The 17,424-nt window shown below is 65.7% G+C and carries 16 protein-coding genes and 1 pseudogene; 9 read left to right on the top strand and 8 right to left on the bottom strand.

Annotated features, from left to right (window positions below):
- Nucleotides 1-60 precede the first annotated feature (60 nt).
- The 4 genes from BLW40_RS03860 to BLW40_RS03845 are packed head-to-tail and all read left to right on the top strand — an operon-like array spanning nt 61 to nt 2,801.
- Nucleotides 61-477, top strand: coding sequence for a bacteriohemerythrin (locus tag BLW40_RS03860; RefSeq protein WP_244511035.1), 417 nt, complete (start codon nt 61-63; stop codon nt 475-477).
- Nucleotides 465-1,472: an alpha/beta hydrolase gene (locus BLW40_RS03855; RefSeq protein WP_074765685.1), complete on the top strand. Its 1,008-nt coding sequence runs from the start codon at nt 465-467 to the stop codon at nt 1,470-1,472. The genes BLW40_RS03860 and BLW40_RS03855 overlap by 13 nt, the downstream gene beginning before the upstream one ends.
- Nucleotides 1,473-1,530: 58 nt before the next feature.
- Nucleotides 1,531-2,157, top strand: a complete 627-nt coding sequence (locus BLW40_RS03850) for a hypothetical protein (protein ID WP_244511034.1) — start codon at nt 1,531-1,533, stop codon at nt 2,155-2,157.
- A gap of 5 nt (nt 2,158-2,162) precedes the next feature.
- Nucleotides 2,163-2,801, top strand: a complete 639-nt coding sequence (locus BLW40_RS03845) for a hypothetical protein (protein ID WP_074765681.1) — start codon at nt 2,163-2,165, stop codon at nt 2,799-2,801.
- Nucleotides 2,802-2,815: 14 nt separating this feature from the next.
- On the opposite strand, the gene BLW40_RS03840 is transcribed toward BLW40_RS03845, so the two are convergent.
- Nucleotides 2,816-4,075, bottom strand: coding sequence for a DUF3422 family protein (locus tag BLW40_RS03840; RefSeq protein ID WP_342027650.1), 1,260 nt, complete (start codon nt 4,073-4,075; stop codon nt 2,816-2,818).
- A 145-nt stretch (nt 4,076-4,220) separates the two neighbouring features.
- Here BLW40_RS03840 and tldD point away from each other — a divergent pair, with 145 nt between their 5' ends.
- The gene (gene tldD, locus BLW40_RS03835) at nt 4,221-5,654 is read left to right on the top strand and encodes a metalloprotease TldD (RefSeq protein WP_074765677.1); all 1,434 of its coding nucleotides are present in this window, start codon (nt 4,221-4,223) and stop codon (nt 5,652-5,654) included.
- Nucleotides 5,655-5,829: 175 nt separating this feature from the next.
- Here tldD and pgi read toward each other — a convergent pair whose 3' ends face one another.
- Both pgi and mtnA read right to left on the bottom strand, forming a co-directional pair.
- Nucleotides 5,830-7,476: a glucose-6-phosphate isomerase gene (gene pgi / locus BLW40_RS03830; protein ID WP_074765675.1), complete on the bottom strand. Its 1,647-nt coding sequence runs from the start codon at nt 7,474-7,476 to the stop codon at nt 5,830-5,832.
- Nucleotides 7,477-7,618: 142 nt separating this feature from the next.
- Nucleotides 7,619-8,719 carry an S-methyl-5-thioribose-1-phosphate isomerase gene (mtnA, locus tag BLW40_RS03825; RefSeq protein ID WP_074765673.1) on the bottom strand — a complete coding sequence of 367 codons (1,101 nt, stop codon included), beginning with the start codon at nt 8,717-8,719 and terminating at the stop codon, nt 7,619-7,621.
- 121 nt (nt 8,720-8,840) lie between these two features.
- Here mtnA and cmk point away from each other — a divergent pair, with 121 nt between their 5' ends.
- The 3 genes and pseudogenes from cmk to BLW40_RS03810 form a co-directional block, all read left to right on the top strand.
- Nucleotides 8,841-9,479, top strand: coding sequence for a (d)CMP kinase (cmk, locus tag BLW40_RS03820; protein WP_074765671.1), 639 nt, complete (start codon nt 8,841-8,843; stop codon nt 9,477-9,479).
- Nucleotides 9,480-9,615: 136 nt separating this feature from the next.
- Nucleotides 9,616-11,316, top strand: a complete 1,701-nt coding sequence (gene rpsA, locus BLW40_RS03815) for a 30S ribosomal protein S1 (protein ID WP_021132533.1) — start codon at nt 9,616-9,618, stop codon at nt 11,314-11,316.
- A gap of 189 nt (nt 11,317-11,505) precedes the next feature.
- A pseudogene (locus BLW40_RS03810) lies at nt 11,506-11,721 on the top strand (transposase); the annotation flags it as partial.
- Nucleotides 11,722-11,735: 14 nt separating this feature from the next.
- Here BLW40_RS03810 and BLW40_RS03805 read toward each other — a convergent pair.
- From BLW40_RS03805 to BLW40_RS03785, 5 genes are all read right to left on the bottom strand, one after another.
- Nucleotides 11,736-12,266 (bottom strand): invasion associated locus B family protein, encoded by a 531-nt coding sequence (locus BLW40_RS03805; RefSeq protein ID WP_074765669.1) that lies wholly within the window; start codon nt 12,264-12,266, stop codon nt 11,736-11,738.
- Nucleotides 12,267-12,361: 95 nt separating this feature from the next.
- The gene (locus BLW40_RS03800) at nt 12,362-13,396 is read right to left on the bottom strand and encodes an OmpA family protein (protein WP_074765667.1); all 1,035 of its coding nucleotides are present in this window, start codon (nt 13,394-13,396) and stop codon (nt 12,362-12,364) included.
- Between the two features lie 219 nt (nt 13,397-13,615).
- Nucleotides 13,616-14,419, bottom strand: a complete 804-nt coding sequence (gene pssA, locus BLW40_RS03795) for a CDP-diacylglycerol--serine O-phosphatidyltransferase (RefSeq protein WP_074765665.1) — start codon at nt 14,417-14,419, stop codon at nt 13,616-13,618.
- The gene (locus tag BLW40_RS03790; RefSeq protein ID WP_074765663.1) at nt 14,419-15,300 is read right to left on the bottom strand and encodes a phosphatidylserine decarboxylase; all 882 of its coding nucleotides are present in this window, start codon (nt 15,298-15,300) and stop codon (nt 14,419-14,421) included. Before BLW40_RS03790 ends, pssA begins: the two co-directional genes overlap by 1 nt.
- A 140-nt stretch (nt 15,301-15,440) precedes the next feature.
- Entirely contained in the window at nt 15,441-16,370 is a 930-nt protein-coding gene (locus BLW40_RS03785; protein WP_074765662.1) for a LysM peptidoglycan-binding domain-containing protein, read from the bottom strand.
- A 153-nt stretch (nt 16,371-16,523) separates the two neighbouring features.
- Here BLW40_RS03785 and BLW40_RS03780 point away from each other — a divergent pair, with 153 nt between their 5' ends.
- Nucleotides 16,524-17,222, top strand: a complete 699-nt coding sequence (locus BLW40_RS03780; protein WP_074765660.1) for a cytochrome b/b6 domain-containing protein — start codon at nt 16,524-16,526, stop codon at nt 17,220-17,222.
- Nucleotides 17,223-17,424: the final 202 nt, after the last annotated feature.

The following is a 17,424-nucleotide window of genomic DNA, read 5'->3' as shown; positions in this document are numbered from 1 at the left end:
CGCCTCTACTGTTGGCGACTTGGGTTTATGTCCGGCGTGGTGGACTGATGGGAGACCGGGGTGGGCGTTTGGCATGACGGGATGAAGGTCGGCATCGAACAGATCGACGACGACCACCGTGGGTTGTTCGCGATTTTGCGGGAACTCGACCTTGCCATCCATGCCGGGACTGAGGTCGGGGCCGAGGTGCTGGGCGACATCCTCACGCGGATGGAACGCTACGCGAGCGAGCATTTCGCCCGCGAGGAAGAAATCCAGCAGGAGGTCGGCTACGAGGGCTACGAGGAGAACCGCCGCCACCACGTCGAACTGCTGCGCACCTTGAACGCGTTCATCCTGCGCTTCCAGGCCGACCCAAGCGACGATCCCCGCGTTACCGCCGAAACGATCCGCTCGTTCCTGATGGTGTGGATTTCCGAGCACATCGTCAAAGTCGATTGCAAGATGCGCGGACGCATCCTGCCATGGTGCGGTTAGCCGCCGCCCTGCTCCTGTCCGCCGTCCTGTTGGGCGGCTGCATCGCGAGTCTGAACCCGGCCGGACCCCAGCGGACGGATCCGATCTTGACCGCCGAAACGATCCGCACCGCCGACGGAGCCGAACTGCCGCTGCGGGTCTGGTCCCCGCCCGACCGCCCCCCCCGCGCGGTGGTGCTGGCGCTGCACGGGATGAACGATTATTCCAACGCCTTCGCCACGGTCGGCCCGGCGCTGGCCGCCCATGGCCTTGTCACCTATGCCTATGACCAACGCGGATTCGGGCGCGGCCCCCATCCCGGCCAATGGTCGGACAAGGCGGCGATGGCCGCCGACGCGATCGCCGCCGCCCGTCTGTTGTCCCGGCGCCATCCCGGCCTGCCGCTGTTCCTGCTGGGCGAAAGCATGGGCGGCGCGGTGGTGATCGAGGCGCTGACGATGGCTCCGCCGCCGCCCGCGATCGCAGGCGCGATCCTGTCCGCCCCGGCGGTGTGGGGGCGCGCGTCGATGGGACCGCTCCAGCGCTTTGCCCTGTGGCTGACCAACGCCCTAGTCCCCGGCCTAACCCTGACCGGGCGTGGGCTGGAGATTCAGCCGTCGGACAATATCGAGATGCTGCGCGCTTTGTCGCGCGATCCGCTGGTGATCAAGGAGACCCGGATTGATGCGATCTCCGGGCTGGTCGATCTGATGGACGCCGCCCAGGCCGATATTGCCCGCCTGCCGGTCGCCGCCCTGGTGCTGTATGGCGAGAAGGATCAGGTGATCCCACCCGATCCGATGTGGGAGGCGATCGCCGCCCTGCCGCGGCGAGGACACGACCAACGCGCCGCTCTCTACCCCGAGGGCTGGCACATGCTGTTGCGCGACCTTCAGGCGGCACGGGTGCTCGACGACATCGCCGCCTGGACCGCCGATCCGACGGCACCGCTGCCGTCGGGGGCCGACCGGCTCGCCGACGCGAAATCGGGTCAAACCGCCGCCAACACCCGGTGACGACATCGCGGCACCGTGCCATACTCGAAGATGTGACGTCATCGTGAAAGGAAACGCCATGCCGGCTCGGATCTGGCTGGCCTTGATGCTGGTTTTTTCGCTCGCCTCCCCGCTCTGGTCAACGGGAGCCTTGGCCGACCAGCGGGCGCTTTCGGCGCTGGCCCCCGGCCTGCCCAACCTGGGCACCCGGCTCGACGATGTCCGGACGATGGCGCTGTCCGAAGGCCAGCGACTGGTCTGCGACACCGACGAGGACGTTCCCAAACTGGCCGATCCGCTGTTGCTGAAGCGTCAGAACAGCCGCGACTCCACCCGGGTCAAGCTCTGTACGATCCTCGCCCCCGGTTCGGGCGCGGGATGGGAGTTGTCCTCGATCCCCAGTCTGGCCGGTCCGGCCCGGATGTGGCTGCTGTTCGTCGAACAAGGGGGCGGCGGACGCCACCGTCTGGCCCGGGTCAGCCTGTGGGCTCACCGCGACGGCTGGGACCGGGTGGCGGCGGCACTGACCGAACTGTTGGGCCGACCCGATGCGGGCGGCGACAGCCTGTTGATCTGGGAGGACGAACAGCACGAAACCCTGATGTTCCTCGACCCGAAAAGCCTGGACGAATTCGCCGTCGCCGTCGCCGATCTGCGCCTGCGCAAGCTGCTGAAATCGCCCGGCTTCTCCACCCGAAGCGACTAGCCCCGATGCCGCGCCCGCTGCCGGTCGTCCTCGCCCTCGCCCTGCTCGCCGCCGCCGCCCTGCCCGCTGCGGCCGATCCGCCGCCGCCACGCCCGTTCGATATCGGGCTGGCCCAGATCGGGATGCGGCTGAACCAATTGCGCTTCGCCGCCTTCCCCGCCAATACAAGGCTGGTCTGCGCCCAGGATCAGGAACGCCCCCCCGGAGCCGACCGCACCCCGCTGGCCCTGCCCGGCGCGATGCTCGCCGCCCGGGTCAATCGGTGTGCCCTGTTCACCGATGCGGGCAAGGACGATTGGGTCCAGCGCCAGGTGGTGCTGGCGGGCACGCCGACCGATTTCTGGTTCATGTCGATCGAGGACGAAAACGGGTCCGAGCGGATTTTCCAGATGACCGGCCGCCAGCCGCGCGAGGCGTTCGACAAGACCGCCGCCGCCCTGATCGAGCGGTGGGGACCGCCCGCGCTGAAGACCGCCCATTATATCCGCTGGATCAACGGGTCGATCGAGGCCCAGATGGCCGACGATAACGAGGGAACGGTGCTGTTCCTGATGGACACCAAGATGCACCAATTGCTCGAGTCGCGGATGCCCAAGCCCAAGCCGAAAAAAGAGAAGGACAAGAAGGAGGAGAAAAAGGAATAGAGGGACTCTGCCCTCTATTCCTTGTGCTGATCGGTCAGGGCCTTGCGCAGACGGCGCACCCCCAGCCACACCGCCCCGGCGACCAGCGGCACCGCCACCAGTTCGACGAAATCGTAGCGGAGAGGAACCCCGATATCGGCCAGCCCGCGGGCAAGATAGCCGATCACCCCCAGCAGGTAATAGGTGATCGCGACCACCGACAGCCCTTCGACCGTCTGTTGCAGGCGAAGCTGCAATTCGGCGCGGCGGTTCATCGATTTCAGCAGATCGCGGTTCTTTTCTTCGAGGGCGATATCGACCCTGGTGCGCAGCAGATCGCCCGCCCGCGACACCCGCGTCGCCAGCGATTGCTGACGCCGCGCGGCGGCCTCGCAGGTCTTCATCGCCGGACCGAGGCGGCGCTCGGTGAATTCGGCGATCGTCTGCAAACCGACGATCCGTTCCTCGCGCAATTCGCCGATGCGCGATTTGACGATGTTGAAATAGGCTTTGGCGGCGGCAAGGCGGAAGCTGGTGGTCGCGTCCAACTGCTCGGCCTCGGCGGCCAGCCGGGTCAGGCTGTCGAGCAGATCGCGATCGTTCTGCACCACCTTGGGATCGGCCAGTTCGGTGACGATGTCGGCCAGTTCGCGGTCGATCCGCCCGGTCTCGTTATTGGCGTAGCGGGCCAGCGGAAAGGCCAACAGCGCCATCATCCGATAGGTCTCGATTTCCAGCACCCGCTGCACCAACCGACCGGTCTGGCTGGGACTGAGACCGAAATCGCGCAGGACAACCCGGCCGAACCCGTCGCAATGGAGGCGGAAATCGGTCCACAATTCGCCATTGCCACCGGCAACCTTGCTGCCGACCATCGGATTGCCGCCGAACAGCGGGGCCAGATCGTCGGTCAGATTGCGGTTGGCGACGACATGGACGGCGGCCAGCAGCTCGCCCGGCAGCGCTTCCAGCCAGCCAACCGGCAGCAGGTCGAGCGCGGTGACCTCGAACGGCGCGGTGAAGGGATCGCTACGCGACACGGTATAGGTCGAGAACTCGCTGTGACGCTCCCAGCGCAGCCGGAAACCGCCCAGTTCGCGGCTGAAATAATTGCTCTCCGACGCCAGCAGTTCGGACCCGTGAACGGCAAGCAATTCCGACAGGTGCGCCCGTTCGGCGGCAGCGTCGGCATGAACCAGGGCCAGATGCGAAACGCGCAGCGGGCTCGACAGCAGGTCGAACGGGCGGGCGTGAATCTCACCCGCCAGGATACGGCGTTGTGCATGCTCACGCATGGCAATCGGTCGGAGTGGCAGAGCCTCGGCCATTGCCCATATATCCCTAATGGTGGATGTTCTACGTGGAAACCTTTACACACTTCCCGCCCGTCTGCCAATCACCACATCTAAACGTCACCGCACCGTCATTGCCGGAGTTCCCATGCCCCACGCCGCCCAGGCTCACGATCTGCTCTTTGTCCGCGCCGGTCTCGACCGTTCCCGCCTGACCCGCATCGTCGCCGACGCTCTGGCCGGGGCCGACGACGGCGAGCTGTTTTTGGAATATCGCCAGTCGGAAACGGTGGTTCTCGATGACGGCCGGATCAAGAGCGCCAATTTCGACACCGCCCACGGCTTCGGCCTGCGCGCGGTGGCGGGCGAAGCTCACGGCTATGCCCACGGCTCGGACCTCAGCGAAGACGCGATCACCCGCGCCGCCGCCACGGTCAAGGCGGTCCGCTCGGGCCATGCGGGACAGTTGGCCTTGGCCCCGGTCGGCACCGGCCGCCGCCTTTACGCCGATTTCAACCCGCTGACCCAGATGGCGTTCGAGACCAAGGTCGCCCTGCTGGGCGAGATTGATGCCTACGCCCGCTCGCGCGATCCCCGCGTCACCCAGGTATCGGCTTCGCTGTCGGGCTCGTGGCAGGCGGTGGCGATCCTGCGGGCCGACGGCTCGCTGGCCGCCGACATCCGGCCGATGGTGCGGTTGAATGTCAGCGTCGTTCTGTCCGAGGGCGGACGGATGGAAACCGGTGGGCACGGTCTGGGCGGCCGGATCGGCTATGACGACATCACCAGCCCCGCCACCTGGCGAAACAGCGTCGATGAGGCGTTGCGCCAAGCCAACGTCAATCTTGGCTCGATCCCCGCCCCGGCCGGAGAAATGCCGGTGGTGCTGGGGCCGGGCTGGCCCGGCGTGATGCTGCACGAAGCGGTCGGCCACGGGCTGGAAGGCGATTTCAACCGCAAGGGAACCTCGGCCTTCTCGGGCCGGATCGGCGAGCGGGTCGCCGCCCCCGGCGTCACCGTCGTCGATGACGGCACCCTGCCCGACCGGCGCGGCTCGATTTCGATCGACGACGAAGGCACGTCATCGGGCCGCACCGTGCTGATCGAGGACGGCATCCTCACCGGCTATCTCCAGGACCGCCTCAACGCCCGGCTGATGGGGGTCGCCGCCACCGGCAACGGCCGCCGCCAATCCTTCGCCCACCCCCCGATTCCCCGGATGACCAACACCTTCATGCTGGGAGGCGAAGCCGATCCGGCGGAAATCCTCGCCTCGGTCGAACGCGGTCTTTACGCCGTCAATTTCGGCGGCGGTCAGGTCGATATCACCAACGGCAAGTTCGTCTTCTCCGCCTCCGAGGCCTATCTGATCGAGAACGGCAAGATCGGCCCCGCCGTCAAGGGCGCCACCCTGATCGGCAACGGCCCCGACGCGATGAGCCGGGTGATGATGATCGGCAACGATCTGGCGCTTGATCCCGGCATCGGCACCTGTGGCAAGGACGGCCAGGGCGTCCCGGTCGGCGTCGGCCAGCCGACCCTGCGGATCGACGGGCTGACCGTCGGCGGTACGGCGATGTAGGAGCGGGGGTTCGTCACCCTGGACGATCCCCCACGTTGGGCTCTCGCCCAAACCCGCTCTGATCCCCGGAGCCCTGATGCGCCGGGCGGGGACACTTGCCTCCCGCGCCATAAGGCACGCGGCCCTTTGGGCCTAAACCTGCGACGCAATGAGGTCCGCTCAATGCCGCGTGGTCTTATCCTCCGGTGCGCAGGGCGCGGATCGTCGCGATCAGCCCGGCGGTCGAGGAATCGTGCGGGTTGGCCGCCGCTTCGCCCGACAGTTCGGGCAGGATCGCCTTGGCCAGCGCCTTACCCAACTCGACCCCCCATTGATCGAAGCTATTGATGTCCCAGATCACGCCCTGGACGAACACCTTGTGCTCGTACAGCGCCAGCAGCATCCCCAGGGTGCGGGGATCGAGGCGGCGATAGAGCAGGGTGTTGCTGGGGCGGTTGCCCGAGAACAGCCGGTGCGGCAATTGCGCCTCCAACTCATCCCCCGACAGACCGGCGGCAATCAGTTCGGCGCGGGCTTCGGCCTCGGTCTTGCCGCGCATCAGCGCCTCGGCCTGGGCCAGCACGTTCGACAGCAGCAGCAGATGGTGGTTGCCCAGCGGATTGTGCGTCTCGGCCGAGGCGAGGAAGTCGCAGGGAACCAGCCGGGTGCCCTGGTGGATCAATTGGTAGAAGGCGTGCTGGCCGTTGGTGCCGGGCTCGCCGAACAGGACCGGGCCGGTCGTCCAGGTCACCGGGGCACCGTCGCGGCAGGTCGATTTGCCGTTGCTCTCCATGTCGAGCTGCTGGAGATAGGCGGGCAGGCGGTGCAGATATTGATCGTAGGGCAGCACCGCGATCGCTTCGGCCCCCAGGAAATTGGCGTTCCACACCCCGACCAGGGCCATCAGCACCGGCATGTTGGCTTCAAGCGGCGCGGTGCGGAAATGCTCGTCCATCGCGTGGGCACCGGCCAGCATCTCTTCGAAGCGGTCGAAGCCGATTGCCACCGCGATCGACAGGCCGATCGCCGACCACAGCGAATAGCGGCCGCCGACCCAGTCCCAGAACGCGAACATGTTGTCAGTGTCGATGCCAAAGGCGGCAACCGCCTTGGCATTGGTCGAGAGCGCGACGAAATGGCGCTCGACCGCCGCTTCGCCCAGCGCCGAGACCAGCCAGTCGCGGGCGGTGTGGGCGTTGGCCAGCGTCTCCTGGGTGGTGAAGGTCTTTGAGGCGACGATGAACAACGTCGTTGCCGGATCGCACAGCTTCAGAATCTCGGCGGCCTGGGTGCCATCGACATTCGACAGGAAGTGCACCGCGAGGTCGGGGCTCTGATAAGGCTTCAACGCGTCGGCCACCATCGCCGGGCCAAGGTCCGAACCGCCGATGCCGATATTGACGACGCTGCGGATCGGCTGGCCGGTGGCACCCAGCCACGCACCGCTTCGCACCTGCTCGGAAAAGCTTTTCATCCGCGCCAGCACCGCCCGGATTTCCGGCATCACGTCGGTCCCGCCGACCCGGATCGCCCGGTCGGAGCGGTTGCGCAGCGCGACATGCAGCACGGCGCGGTGTTCGGTCAGATTGACCTGATCGCCGCCGAACATCGCGTCGCGGGCGGCCTCGATCCCGGCCTCGCGGGCGAGGTCGATCAGCAAGGCGCGGGTGGCGCGGTCGATCCGGTTCTTCGAATAATCGAGCAGAACGTCGTCTAGTCGGAGGGAGAAATCGGCGAACCGGTCGGGATCGGCGGCGAACAGGTCGCGCAGCGACGGCATGGTCTGCGGATCGGCCTTGTCCGCCAAAGCCTGCCAGGCCGGAAGTGTGGTGGGATGGGTCACGACGTCTCTCCCCCTACGAGCGTTCAAGCGGGGCGGACTGTACTCCGGTTCGGCCCCGCTGTCGCCCGCTTCGCTGTCGGGGACGCGATGAAACAACGATGACAAAAAGGGGGGCCAAAGCCCCCCCTGTCGTCTCGTCCTGTTATCCCCGTTCGGGGAACAGCGTCTTCAGTCCCTCGGGACTGGCCGGGCACACGCCGCGCTCGGTGATCAGGCCGGTGATCAGCCGGGCCGGGGTGACATCGAAGCCGTAATTGATCGCGGGCGAGCCGTCGGGAGTGACCTGAACTTCGGTGACGGTCCCCGCCTCGGTCTTGCCGAAGATGTGGGTCTGTTCGCGGGCCGAGCGCTGCTCGATCGGGATTTCCTTGACCCCGTCGGCGACGGTCCAGTCGATCGTCGGGCTGGGCAGGCCGACATAGAACGGGACATTGTTGTCCTTCGCCGCCAGCGCCTTCAGATAGGTGCCGATCTTGTTGCAGACATCGCCGTTGCGGGTGGTGCGGTCGGTGCCGACGATCACCAGATCGACCAGCCCGTGTTGCATCAGATGGCCGCCGGTATTGTCGGCGATCACGGTGTGGGGGACGCCGTGCCAGTTCAGTTCGCGCGCGGTCAGGCTGGCGCCCTGGTTGCGCGGCCGGGTCTCGTCAACCCAGACATGGATCGGGATACCGGCATTGAACGCCTTGTAGACCGGAGCCAGCGCGGTGCCCCAATCGACGGTGGCCAGCCAGCCCGCATTGCAATGGGTCAGCAGATTGATCCGCTCACCGCCCGCCGCCTGCTTCTTTTCCCACAGATCGGCGATGATGCGGCAGCCATTGTCGCCGAGCGCGCTGTTCATCGCGACGTCTTCGTCACAAATCTCGGCGGCGCGGGCATAGGCGGCGGCAACGCGCTCGGCCACCGGCAGCGGCGACAGGGCGGCGATCATCTCGTCTAACGCCCATTTCAGATTGATCGCGGTGGGGCGGGTGGCGTGCAGCCGGGCATAGGCGGCGGCCAGACCGGCATCGGAGGCATCCTCGCGGGTGGCCAGCGCCATGCCATAGGCGGCGGCGGCACCGATCAGCGGCGCGCCGCGCACCCACATGTCGCGGATCGCGGTTTCGGCATCGGCCAGCGAGCGCAGGGTCAGGACGACGAAATCGTGCGGCAGACGGGTCTGGTCGATGATCTCGACCCCGATGCCGTCGGCGGCAAGCCAGATGGTGCGGTACGATACGCCGTCAATCTTCATGTCTGTCCCCCGATCCTAAGAAGGCGCGAACTGTAGCCCATGGTCCCGGCGGTGGACAAGAGGGGGGCCGACAGGTAAACGACAGTGCACCACGACGTTAAGATCAGAGGGAGCTCGGTTCGTGACCATCATCGCCATCGACGGCCCGGCGGCGGCCGGGAAGGGAACGCTGGCCCGGCGGCTGGCTGCCGAACTGGGGTTCGATTACCTCGATACCGGCTTGATCTATCGCGCGGTGGGGATGAACCTGCGCCGCGCCGGAACCGATCCGGCCGACGAAGCCGCCGCCGAGGCGGCCGCCCGTGCCCTGGCTCCAGTCGATCTGGCCGCGACCGATCTGCGCGGCGACGACGCAGCCCAGGCGGCGTCGAAAGTGGCGGCGATTCCCGGCGTTCGCGCCGCTCTGCTCGACTTCCAGCGCCGCTTTGCCCACACCCCTCCGGGCGGAAAAGGCGCGGTGCTGGACGGACGCGATATCGGCACCGTGGTCTGCCCCGACGCCGAAGTGAAGCTGTTTGTCACCGCCTCGCTCGAAAAGCGAGCCGAGCGACGGTTGAAGGAGTTGCAGGCGGCGGGCCGGGGAGGTATACAGAGCGCCGTCCTTGCCGACATGAAGGAACGCGACGACCGCGACCGTAACCGGTCCGTCGCTCCCCTAAAGCCGGCGGATGGTGCCATCGTGCTGGATACCTCCGACCTCGACGCCGATCAGGCTTTTGTCCTCGCGCTGTCGTACATTCGGACCGGTGCTCCGGAATAACGCGAGACCGGCACCTGTAACAGTTTCGCCCGCCGTCCCGGATTTGCCTGGGCGGTGGGTTTCGTTTGCTTCGTAAAGACCGCCGGATACAACCGGCTGGCCAGTAAAAATACGACTCGAAAGGAACTTCAATTCCATGACCAATTCCCCCATTGACGCGGGCGATGATTTCGCCTCCCTGCTCGACGAGACTCTCGGCGTCGGCGGCACGTTCGAAGGCTCGGTGATCCGTGGCCTGATCGTCACCATCGACGGTGACCATGCGGTGATCGACGTTGGCCTCAAGTCCGAAGGCCGCGTTCCGCTGAAGGAATTCGCCACCGCTGGCCGCGCCGCCGAGATTAAGGCTGGCGACCGCGTTGACGTCTTCATCGAACGCTACGAGGACAAGAACGGCGAAGTCGTTCTGTCGCGCGAGAAGGCCAAGCGCGAAGAAGCCTGGACCCTGCTCGAGAAGTCGTTCCAGGACCAGCAGCGCGTCAACGGCGTCATCTTCGGCCGGGTCAAGGGCGGCTTCACCGTCGATCTGTCCGGCGCGGTGGCGTTCCTCCCCGGCTCCCAGGTCGATATCCGCCCCGTGCGCGATATCACCCCGCTGCTCGGCACCACTCAGCCGTTCCAGATCCTCAAGATGGACCGCTCGCGCGGCAACATCGTCGTGTCGCGTCGCGCCGTTCTCGAAGAGACCCGCGCCGAACAGCGCAGCGAGCTGATCGAGAACCTGAAGGAAGGCCAGATCCTCGAAGGCGTGGTCAAGAACATCACCGATTACGGTGCGTTCGTCGATCTCGGCGGCGTCGATGGTCTGCTCCACGTCACCGACATCGCCTGGAAGCGCATCAACCACCCGTCCGAGGCGCTGCATATCGGCCAGACCGTCCGCGTTCAGGTCATCCGCTTCAACCCGGAAACCCAGCGCATCTCTCTCGGCATCAAGCAGCTTGACGCCGATCCGTGGGAGGGTGTCGAGGCCAAGTACCCGGTCAGCGCCAAGTTCACCGGCCGCGTCACCAACATCACCGACTACGGCGCGTTCGTCGAGCTGGAGCCCGGTGTCGAAGGTCTGGTCCACGTCTCCGAGATGTCCTGGACCAAGAAGAACGTCCACCCCGGCAAGATCGTTTCGACCTCGCAGGAAGTCGAAGTCATGGTGCTGGACGTCGATCCGCAGAAGCGCCGCATCAGCCTCGGCCTGAAGCAGACCATCTCCAACCCGTGGGAAAGCTTCCTCGAGCGCTTCCCGTCGGGCACCATCGTCGAAGGCGAGATCAAGAACATCACCGAATTCGGTCTGTTCATCGGTCTGCCCGGCGATATCGACGGCATGGTTCACATGTCCGACCTCGATTGGGAAAAGCCCGGCGACGCCGCCATTCAGGACTTCAAGAAGGGCGACGTGGTCAAGGCGAAGGTTCTCGACGTCGACGTCGAGAAGGAACGCATCTCGCTCGGCATCAAGCAGCTGTCGTCCGATCCGTTCCATGACGCCATCGCTTCGATCAAGAAGGGAGACGTCGTGACCTGCACGGTGACCCATGTCACCGAAAACGGTATCGAAGTCACCGTCGAGGGTCTGACCGGCTTCATCCGCAAGAGCGACCTGTCGCGCGAGCGGTCCGAGCAGCGTCCCGAGCGTTTCGCCATCGGCGAAAAGATCGACGCCAAGGTCACCGCGCTCGAGAAGGGTGCCCGCAAGGTCAGCCTGTCGATCAAGGCCCGCGAAGTCGAAGAAGAGAAGCAGGCGATGGCCGAGTACGGTTCGTCCGACTCGGGTGCTTCGCTCGGCGACATCCTCGGTGCCGCGATGCGCAAGGCCCAGGCCAGCGAAGACAAGTAGTCTTCGTCAGCGCCTGACCGAATGAGGAAGGCCCGGAACCGCAAGGTTCCGGGCCTTTTTCTTTGATTGCCGTTTCGTGAGGCGGGGCGGTTGCTCCGACCCCGCTTGGAGGCCAAAGCCTCCAAACCACTGTTGGCCCATACCGGCTCTCGAAGAGCAGTCCTCATCGGGGGTTGGATAGGCCAATGAGGCCGCGCCTTCATTCGCGGCGGACGGGCCAACGTCCGTCAGGCGCTCTACATGCCCGCCCTCGTCGCGGCTCGCTTCAATCCCGATCTCAAAGCCAAATACGACGCTCTCGTCACAACCGGAAAACCCGCCAAGGTCGCCATCATGCGAAAGCTCGTCGTTCTGGCAAACGCCCCGCTCAAGGCAGGGCGTCTCTGGATGCCAAAAACCGCTTGATCAACACGGATACTCTAGCGCTTGATCCCGCAGGCCTTGTCGGCAGCGGCCAGCGCGTCGCTAAAGCCGCCGAGGGTAAGGGAGGCGGTCAGGTCGGCTCCCTTGGCCGGGCTGGCGCGCAGGCTGGCGTCCTTGCCCTTGCGCATCACGGCGATGATCGCCTTGTCAGTGGCGGCGTCGCGCGCCCAGGCGCGGTCACCACGGGTGAACAGGGCGAATTTCATCGCACCGATCTGAAGCTCGACCTCGGACTCCTTTTTGAAGCCATAGGCGCCGTTGAGGCTGATCTCGTCCTGTCCCTTGGCACCGGGGCGATGGGTGACGATCAGATAGGTGGTGGTTTTCCCTTTTTCTCCACCGACGACCTTGTCGGCGGCGGCGGCGAGATAGCAGGTCTTGGCGGCACCGTCGCCATAGGTAAAGGATTCCCAGGCCCCGAATTTCCCCAATCGTTTGGTGGCGTCGGCGGCGGCGGTAGCGGCGACGGCCGGGCCATGGAGAAGGAACGTGGCCGCCAGGGCGGCAGCGGCAAGACGGAACGTCATCGAATCCTCGTCATCAAACAGATATCGGAACAGGAATCGAAAAGGGCCCAGCCTCGCGGCGGGGCCCCTCTCGTGACTGTCGTGCCGACCCCCAATTACGGGAGGACGATCTCGACGCGGCGGTTCTGCGGCTCGCGGACGCCATCGGGAGTGGCGACCAGCGGGTCGGACTTGCCCTTGCCGACGACGTCGATCTGAGCAGCCGGGATGCCGAGCTTCACCAGTTCGGCCTTCACGGCATTGCCGCGCTTGATCGACAGAGCCTGGTTGTAACGCTCGCTGCCCGACAGATCGGTGTGGCCGGTCAGGTCGATGCGGGTGACGGCGGTGCTCTTGGAGGTACCGGCGGCCTGCTGGATGATGCGAGCGGCTTCCGGGGTGATCACGGCCTTGTCGAAGTCGAAGAACACGATGAAGTTACGCTTCGCCGCAACCGGCTTGACGGGGACCGGAGCCGGAGCCGGGGCCGCAACCGGGGCCGGGGCAGCGTAGACCGGAGCCGGAGCCGGCGGCGGGTTGAACTTGTAGGTGAAACCGACCAGCAGAGCGTGATCGCGATACTCGTTGTCGATCTTGCTGCCGTTGGCGACGGACTTGGTGTCGTAATCGAGGGTAGCGAAGTAACGATACTGCGCCTTCAACTCGACATTGCGGCTCACGTCGTAACCGACACCGGCGAAGCCCTGATAAGCGAACTGCCAATCGTCGCCCTTGTACTGATCGACACCGCCGACGGACACCTTGCCCGCATCGACGTTGGCGATACCGATACCGGCACCGACGAAGGGATGCCACTTCGACTCGGGCAGGAATTCATAGATACCGTTGGCCATCGTCGCCAGAGCGGTGGTGCTGCCATGGGCCTTGGCGCCGTCGTACTTGTTGACGCCGTTGTCGCGATAGCTCAGTTCGCCTTCGACCTTCCACGGGCCGAACGCATAACCGATCTGACCCTGGGCCAGCCAGCCGATGTCCGACGACGCCTTGTGGCTGCCATCGGTGGCCTTCATCTTGTTTTCCTCAAGAATGCTGGCACCGGCATCAACGCCGACATACCACTGAGCGTGGGCCAGAGTCGGCATCGTCGTAGCGACCGCCGCAGCGGCGAGCAGAATCTTAAGGTTTCGCATTTGGGGTAACCTTCCCGTTCAAATTAGTTGCCGCGAGTGCGGACGGCTATTGAGCAGATTTATAACGTGTGAGGGAGGGAGCGGCAAGGACACCCCCGTCCCGTGTGTCGCTTCGTCGGCAAGCGTTGCCAATAAGCAACAGTTTGCGCAAAGTACCTAGTCCCTGCCGCGACAATCGCGGCAGGGACGAATTCGGTACAATCGCCCGATCGGTCTGGATCAGGGTCCGGCCGGACTTACCGGCTCGGACGGGTTTGCTGCGGTTTCAGCCTGCGTCTTCAGCCGGTGAAGCGCGCTGATCGCCATCGGGATCGTGGCCAGATACAGCCCTCCCAATACCGACAGGGTCAGCCACGGCTCGGTGACCAGAAACGCCGCCGCCAGCCCGACGAACAGCAGGATCGGCAGCACCCATTTATGGGGAATCCGCACCTTCTTGAACGAGAAGGTCGGAAGCTGGCTGACCATCAGGAACGAAACGCCCATCAGGAAGACCGCGACGATGATCGGCTTGTCGAAGAAGCCCGACCCGAACTGGATGGTCAGGATCAACGGCAGCAGCACCAGACCGGCGGCGGCCGGAGCCGGAACGCCGGTGAAGAAGTTCGATGCATAGGGCGGCAGATCGGGTTCGCCGATCATGGTGTTGAAGCGGGCCAGCCGCAGGGCGCAGCAGACCGAGAACAACAGCACCAGCGCCCAGCCGAACCCTCCAGCGTCGCGCATCGTCCAGAAATACAGCACCATCGCCGGGGCGACCCCGAAGCTGACGAAGTCCGACAGCGAATCGAGTTCCGCCCCGAATTTCGAGGTGCCGTGGAGCAGCCGGGCGACCCGCCCGTCCAGCCCGTCGAGGATCGCGGCCAGCACGGTGGCGATCACCGCTTCCCGCCACAGGCCGTGAACCGCGAACCGGATCGAAGTCAACCCGGCGCAAAGCGCCAGCAACGTCATCACGTTGGGTATCAGCCGCTTTACCGAAAGGCCGGGAATGCGGGGCTGGCGCTTGCGACGGAAGATCATCAGCGAGTCTCGAACGGACGCGCCGCCTCGGTCGAGGCAAGATCGGCCACCACGGTTTCACCGGCGACGATCAACTGACCGGCGGCCACCAGAGCAACGCTCCCGGCGGGCAGGTAGAGATCGAAGCGGCCATGGAGATGGCTGCCGCACTGGCAGAGCGAGGCACCCTGGCCGGTCAGGCAGGATTTGAAGTTGCACGCCTTCAGATCGCACGCCTTGAACGAACCGTCGCACAGCGCGATCTTCTCGCCCTTGAAGAAGCGGCGATAGAGCTTGTCGGCCAACTGCTTGGCCGGTTCGATGTTGAAGCGAAGCACGCCGAAACGCTCGCCGGCGGCGACCGTCTGGCCTTCGGTCAGATCGAACCCGACGTCACGGGCAATCGCACCGGCATACTGCACCACCGCGATCTTGGCCCCGTTGGCCCGGTTGAACACATAAGCGGCGCGCGTGTTTTCGGTTTCAGCCTGGGGCTGCGACACCAGATGGAAGGTGCCTTCGGTGAACACGGCCTTCGACACCGTCGCATCGGTGGGCACGCGGGCGATCTGGACCGCAGCCAGGCTGCGCAGAACGGTGACGCGCGGCAGCGGCGCATCGCCCAACCCCAGTTCGGCGGGCGGAACGGCGCTATCGACCGCGCTGACGGTGCCGTCGGCGGCGGCGACGATCAGACCGTCACGGGTGGGGGTGACGCGCTTGGGGTCTCGGAAGAACCACACGGTCCACAGGGTGGCGAAGAAACCGAGCCAGCCCAAAAAGCCCCAGATGTGGCCGAGAATGTAGGCGACCACCGCCACGGCGGCGATGAACGGCCAACCGGCGCGGTTGATGGGGAACGACAGATACTTTGTCAGAGATGAGAAGTCCTGGGTCTGCATTGACACCCTCCGGATCATGGGCCCGGCCTTTCCGGCCGGGACATTGCCCCCTTATACCGCCGCCCCCGAGCCATTTCACCCCGAAAACACTACGAATCGTGGGGAGAATGACCCCGCTCGGGGCCAACGGCGTGCGGAATTCATCGTTGGGGAAGAGTAAAGACCTGCCCTGGGTAAATCAGGTCGGGATTGCTGATGCGGTCGCGGTTGGCGGTGAAGATCGCGGTGTAGGCGACCCCTTCGCCGTAAACCCGCCGCGCGATCCGCCACAACGAGGTGCCGGGAGAAACCACCACTTCGCCCGCACCGAGACGAGCCAGCGGCGCGCCCGGGGTCCAGGGGGTTTCGATCCGCGCCAGCACCTTGCCCTTGGGATCGACCAGATCGACCCGCAGCCGGTGGGACTCGCCGTCCGGGCGCGTACCGGCGATCCGCCACGCCCCCTCGGCATCGGCCTCGGCGCGGCCGATAAAACGATCGTCGATATAAAACTGGACCCGCCCACCCGCCGGAGCCTTGCCCGACGCGAACAGGCGGCCCTTATCGTCGTGATCGACCAGATCGAGCGACAGCGCGCCACTGGTCAGCCCGCCCGGTCCTTGCAGCAGCGTGGTCCCCCCGGTCGGCGCGGTCTTCAGCGCCAAAGCGGCACCACCGCCGCGCTCGGGCACCACCAGCACCACCGGATCGCCGGATTCCAGGACTTCACCATCGGGATTGACCGCGCGCAACCGCAATTCGCGGCCGCCCGGCGGCAAAGCCCCCTCGGGCACGAACACCCATTCGCCCCGGGGATCGGCGGTGACCCGCCCCAATTCGGTCCCGCCGTCCAGAATGATGACCTGTGCCCCCGGCTGGGCGCGACCGGCCAGCACCGAATTTCCCTCGGTACCGATACGGACGACGTCGAAGCTGGGGCGGCGGGCATCGGGGATCGGCGCGGCGGCGGGCGCGGCGACAGGGGCCGACGCCGTGGGCGCGACCTCTTCGCGCTCGTGCTCGAACGCGAGCAAGGCCGCGACGATCGCAACGGCAAGTCCGAACAGGGCGACTAGGGTTGGCCGGGTCAAAGGAGCCTCGAAGGCTATGACGGAACGTAGCGAAGCCTATCAGGTCGGCACCCCGCTGTCACGGCCATGCGACGGCATAGGACTTTCCCTGACTGGAAAAGACCATGAGGTGGCACTACTTTATAGACCCCCTATGGAATAAGGAGTGCCCCGATGTCCGAGACCGTTCCAACCGCCGGTCCGACCCAGCGGGTTCGCGTATGGGATTTGCCGGTGCGGCTGTTTCACTGGTCGCTGGCCGCCCTGTTCGCCGTGCTGTGGATCAGCGGCTATAACGGCCAACTCGGCCTGCATATCAGCGCCGGGGCCTTGATCCTCACCTTGTTGCTGTTCCGGTTAGCCTGGGGCGTCACCGGCAGCCCCACCGCCCGCTTTTCCGACTTTGTCCGCGGGCCGGGGACGGTGCTGGCCTATCTGCGCGGCGGCAAGGAATCCGGCGTCTGGTCCGGGCTGGGTCATAATCCGCTGGGCGGCTGGAGTGTCTCGATCCTGATCGGGTTGCTGCTGTTTCAGGCGGGCACCGGCCTGTTCTCGGCCGACGATATCGCCACCGACGGACCGCTGGCCTGGGCGGTGTCGAGTGCGACGGTGAAGTCGCTCTCCTCGCTGCACCGGCTGACCGGCTGGGTGCTGCTCGGGCTGGCCTCGCTCCACGTCGCCGCGATTCTCTATTACCGCTTTGGCAAGAACGAGGATCTGATCACCCCGATGATCGGCGGCGACGTCGATCTCGATCCCGCCACCGCCGCCCGCGCGCCCAAGGAGCCGTTCGCCAGCGGGCAAAAGGCCCTGGGTCTGCTGATCCTGGCCGCGTTGCTGGTGTATGGCGGGCTGGCGATCTGGGGGCGGTGATCCTTCATACCAACCGGCCAAAGACTTGGCCGGTTGTATTGTCCCTTGGCCCAAGCGCTCGCCTCCGCTCGCTTGGCCGCCGCCGCAATGGCGGCCGGATACCGGCCAGTCGCTTAAGCCGAGGCTTGGCCGGTATCTTTCCTTGCCAAAACGAGGTCGGACGGTGTAAACGACCCCCTTTCAAGCGCGGCACCCCTGGAGG

This window comes from Magnetospirillum fulvum, assembly GCF_900108475.1.
Classification (GTDB): Bacteria; Pseudomonadota; Alphaproteobacteria; order Rhodospirillales; family Magnetospirillaceae; genus Phaeospirillum; species Phaeospirillum fulvum_A.
Note: the sequence above shows the minus strand (reverse complement) of the source record. Positions and strands in the feature narration are given on the sequence as shown.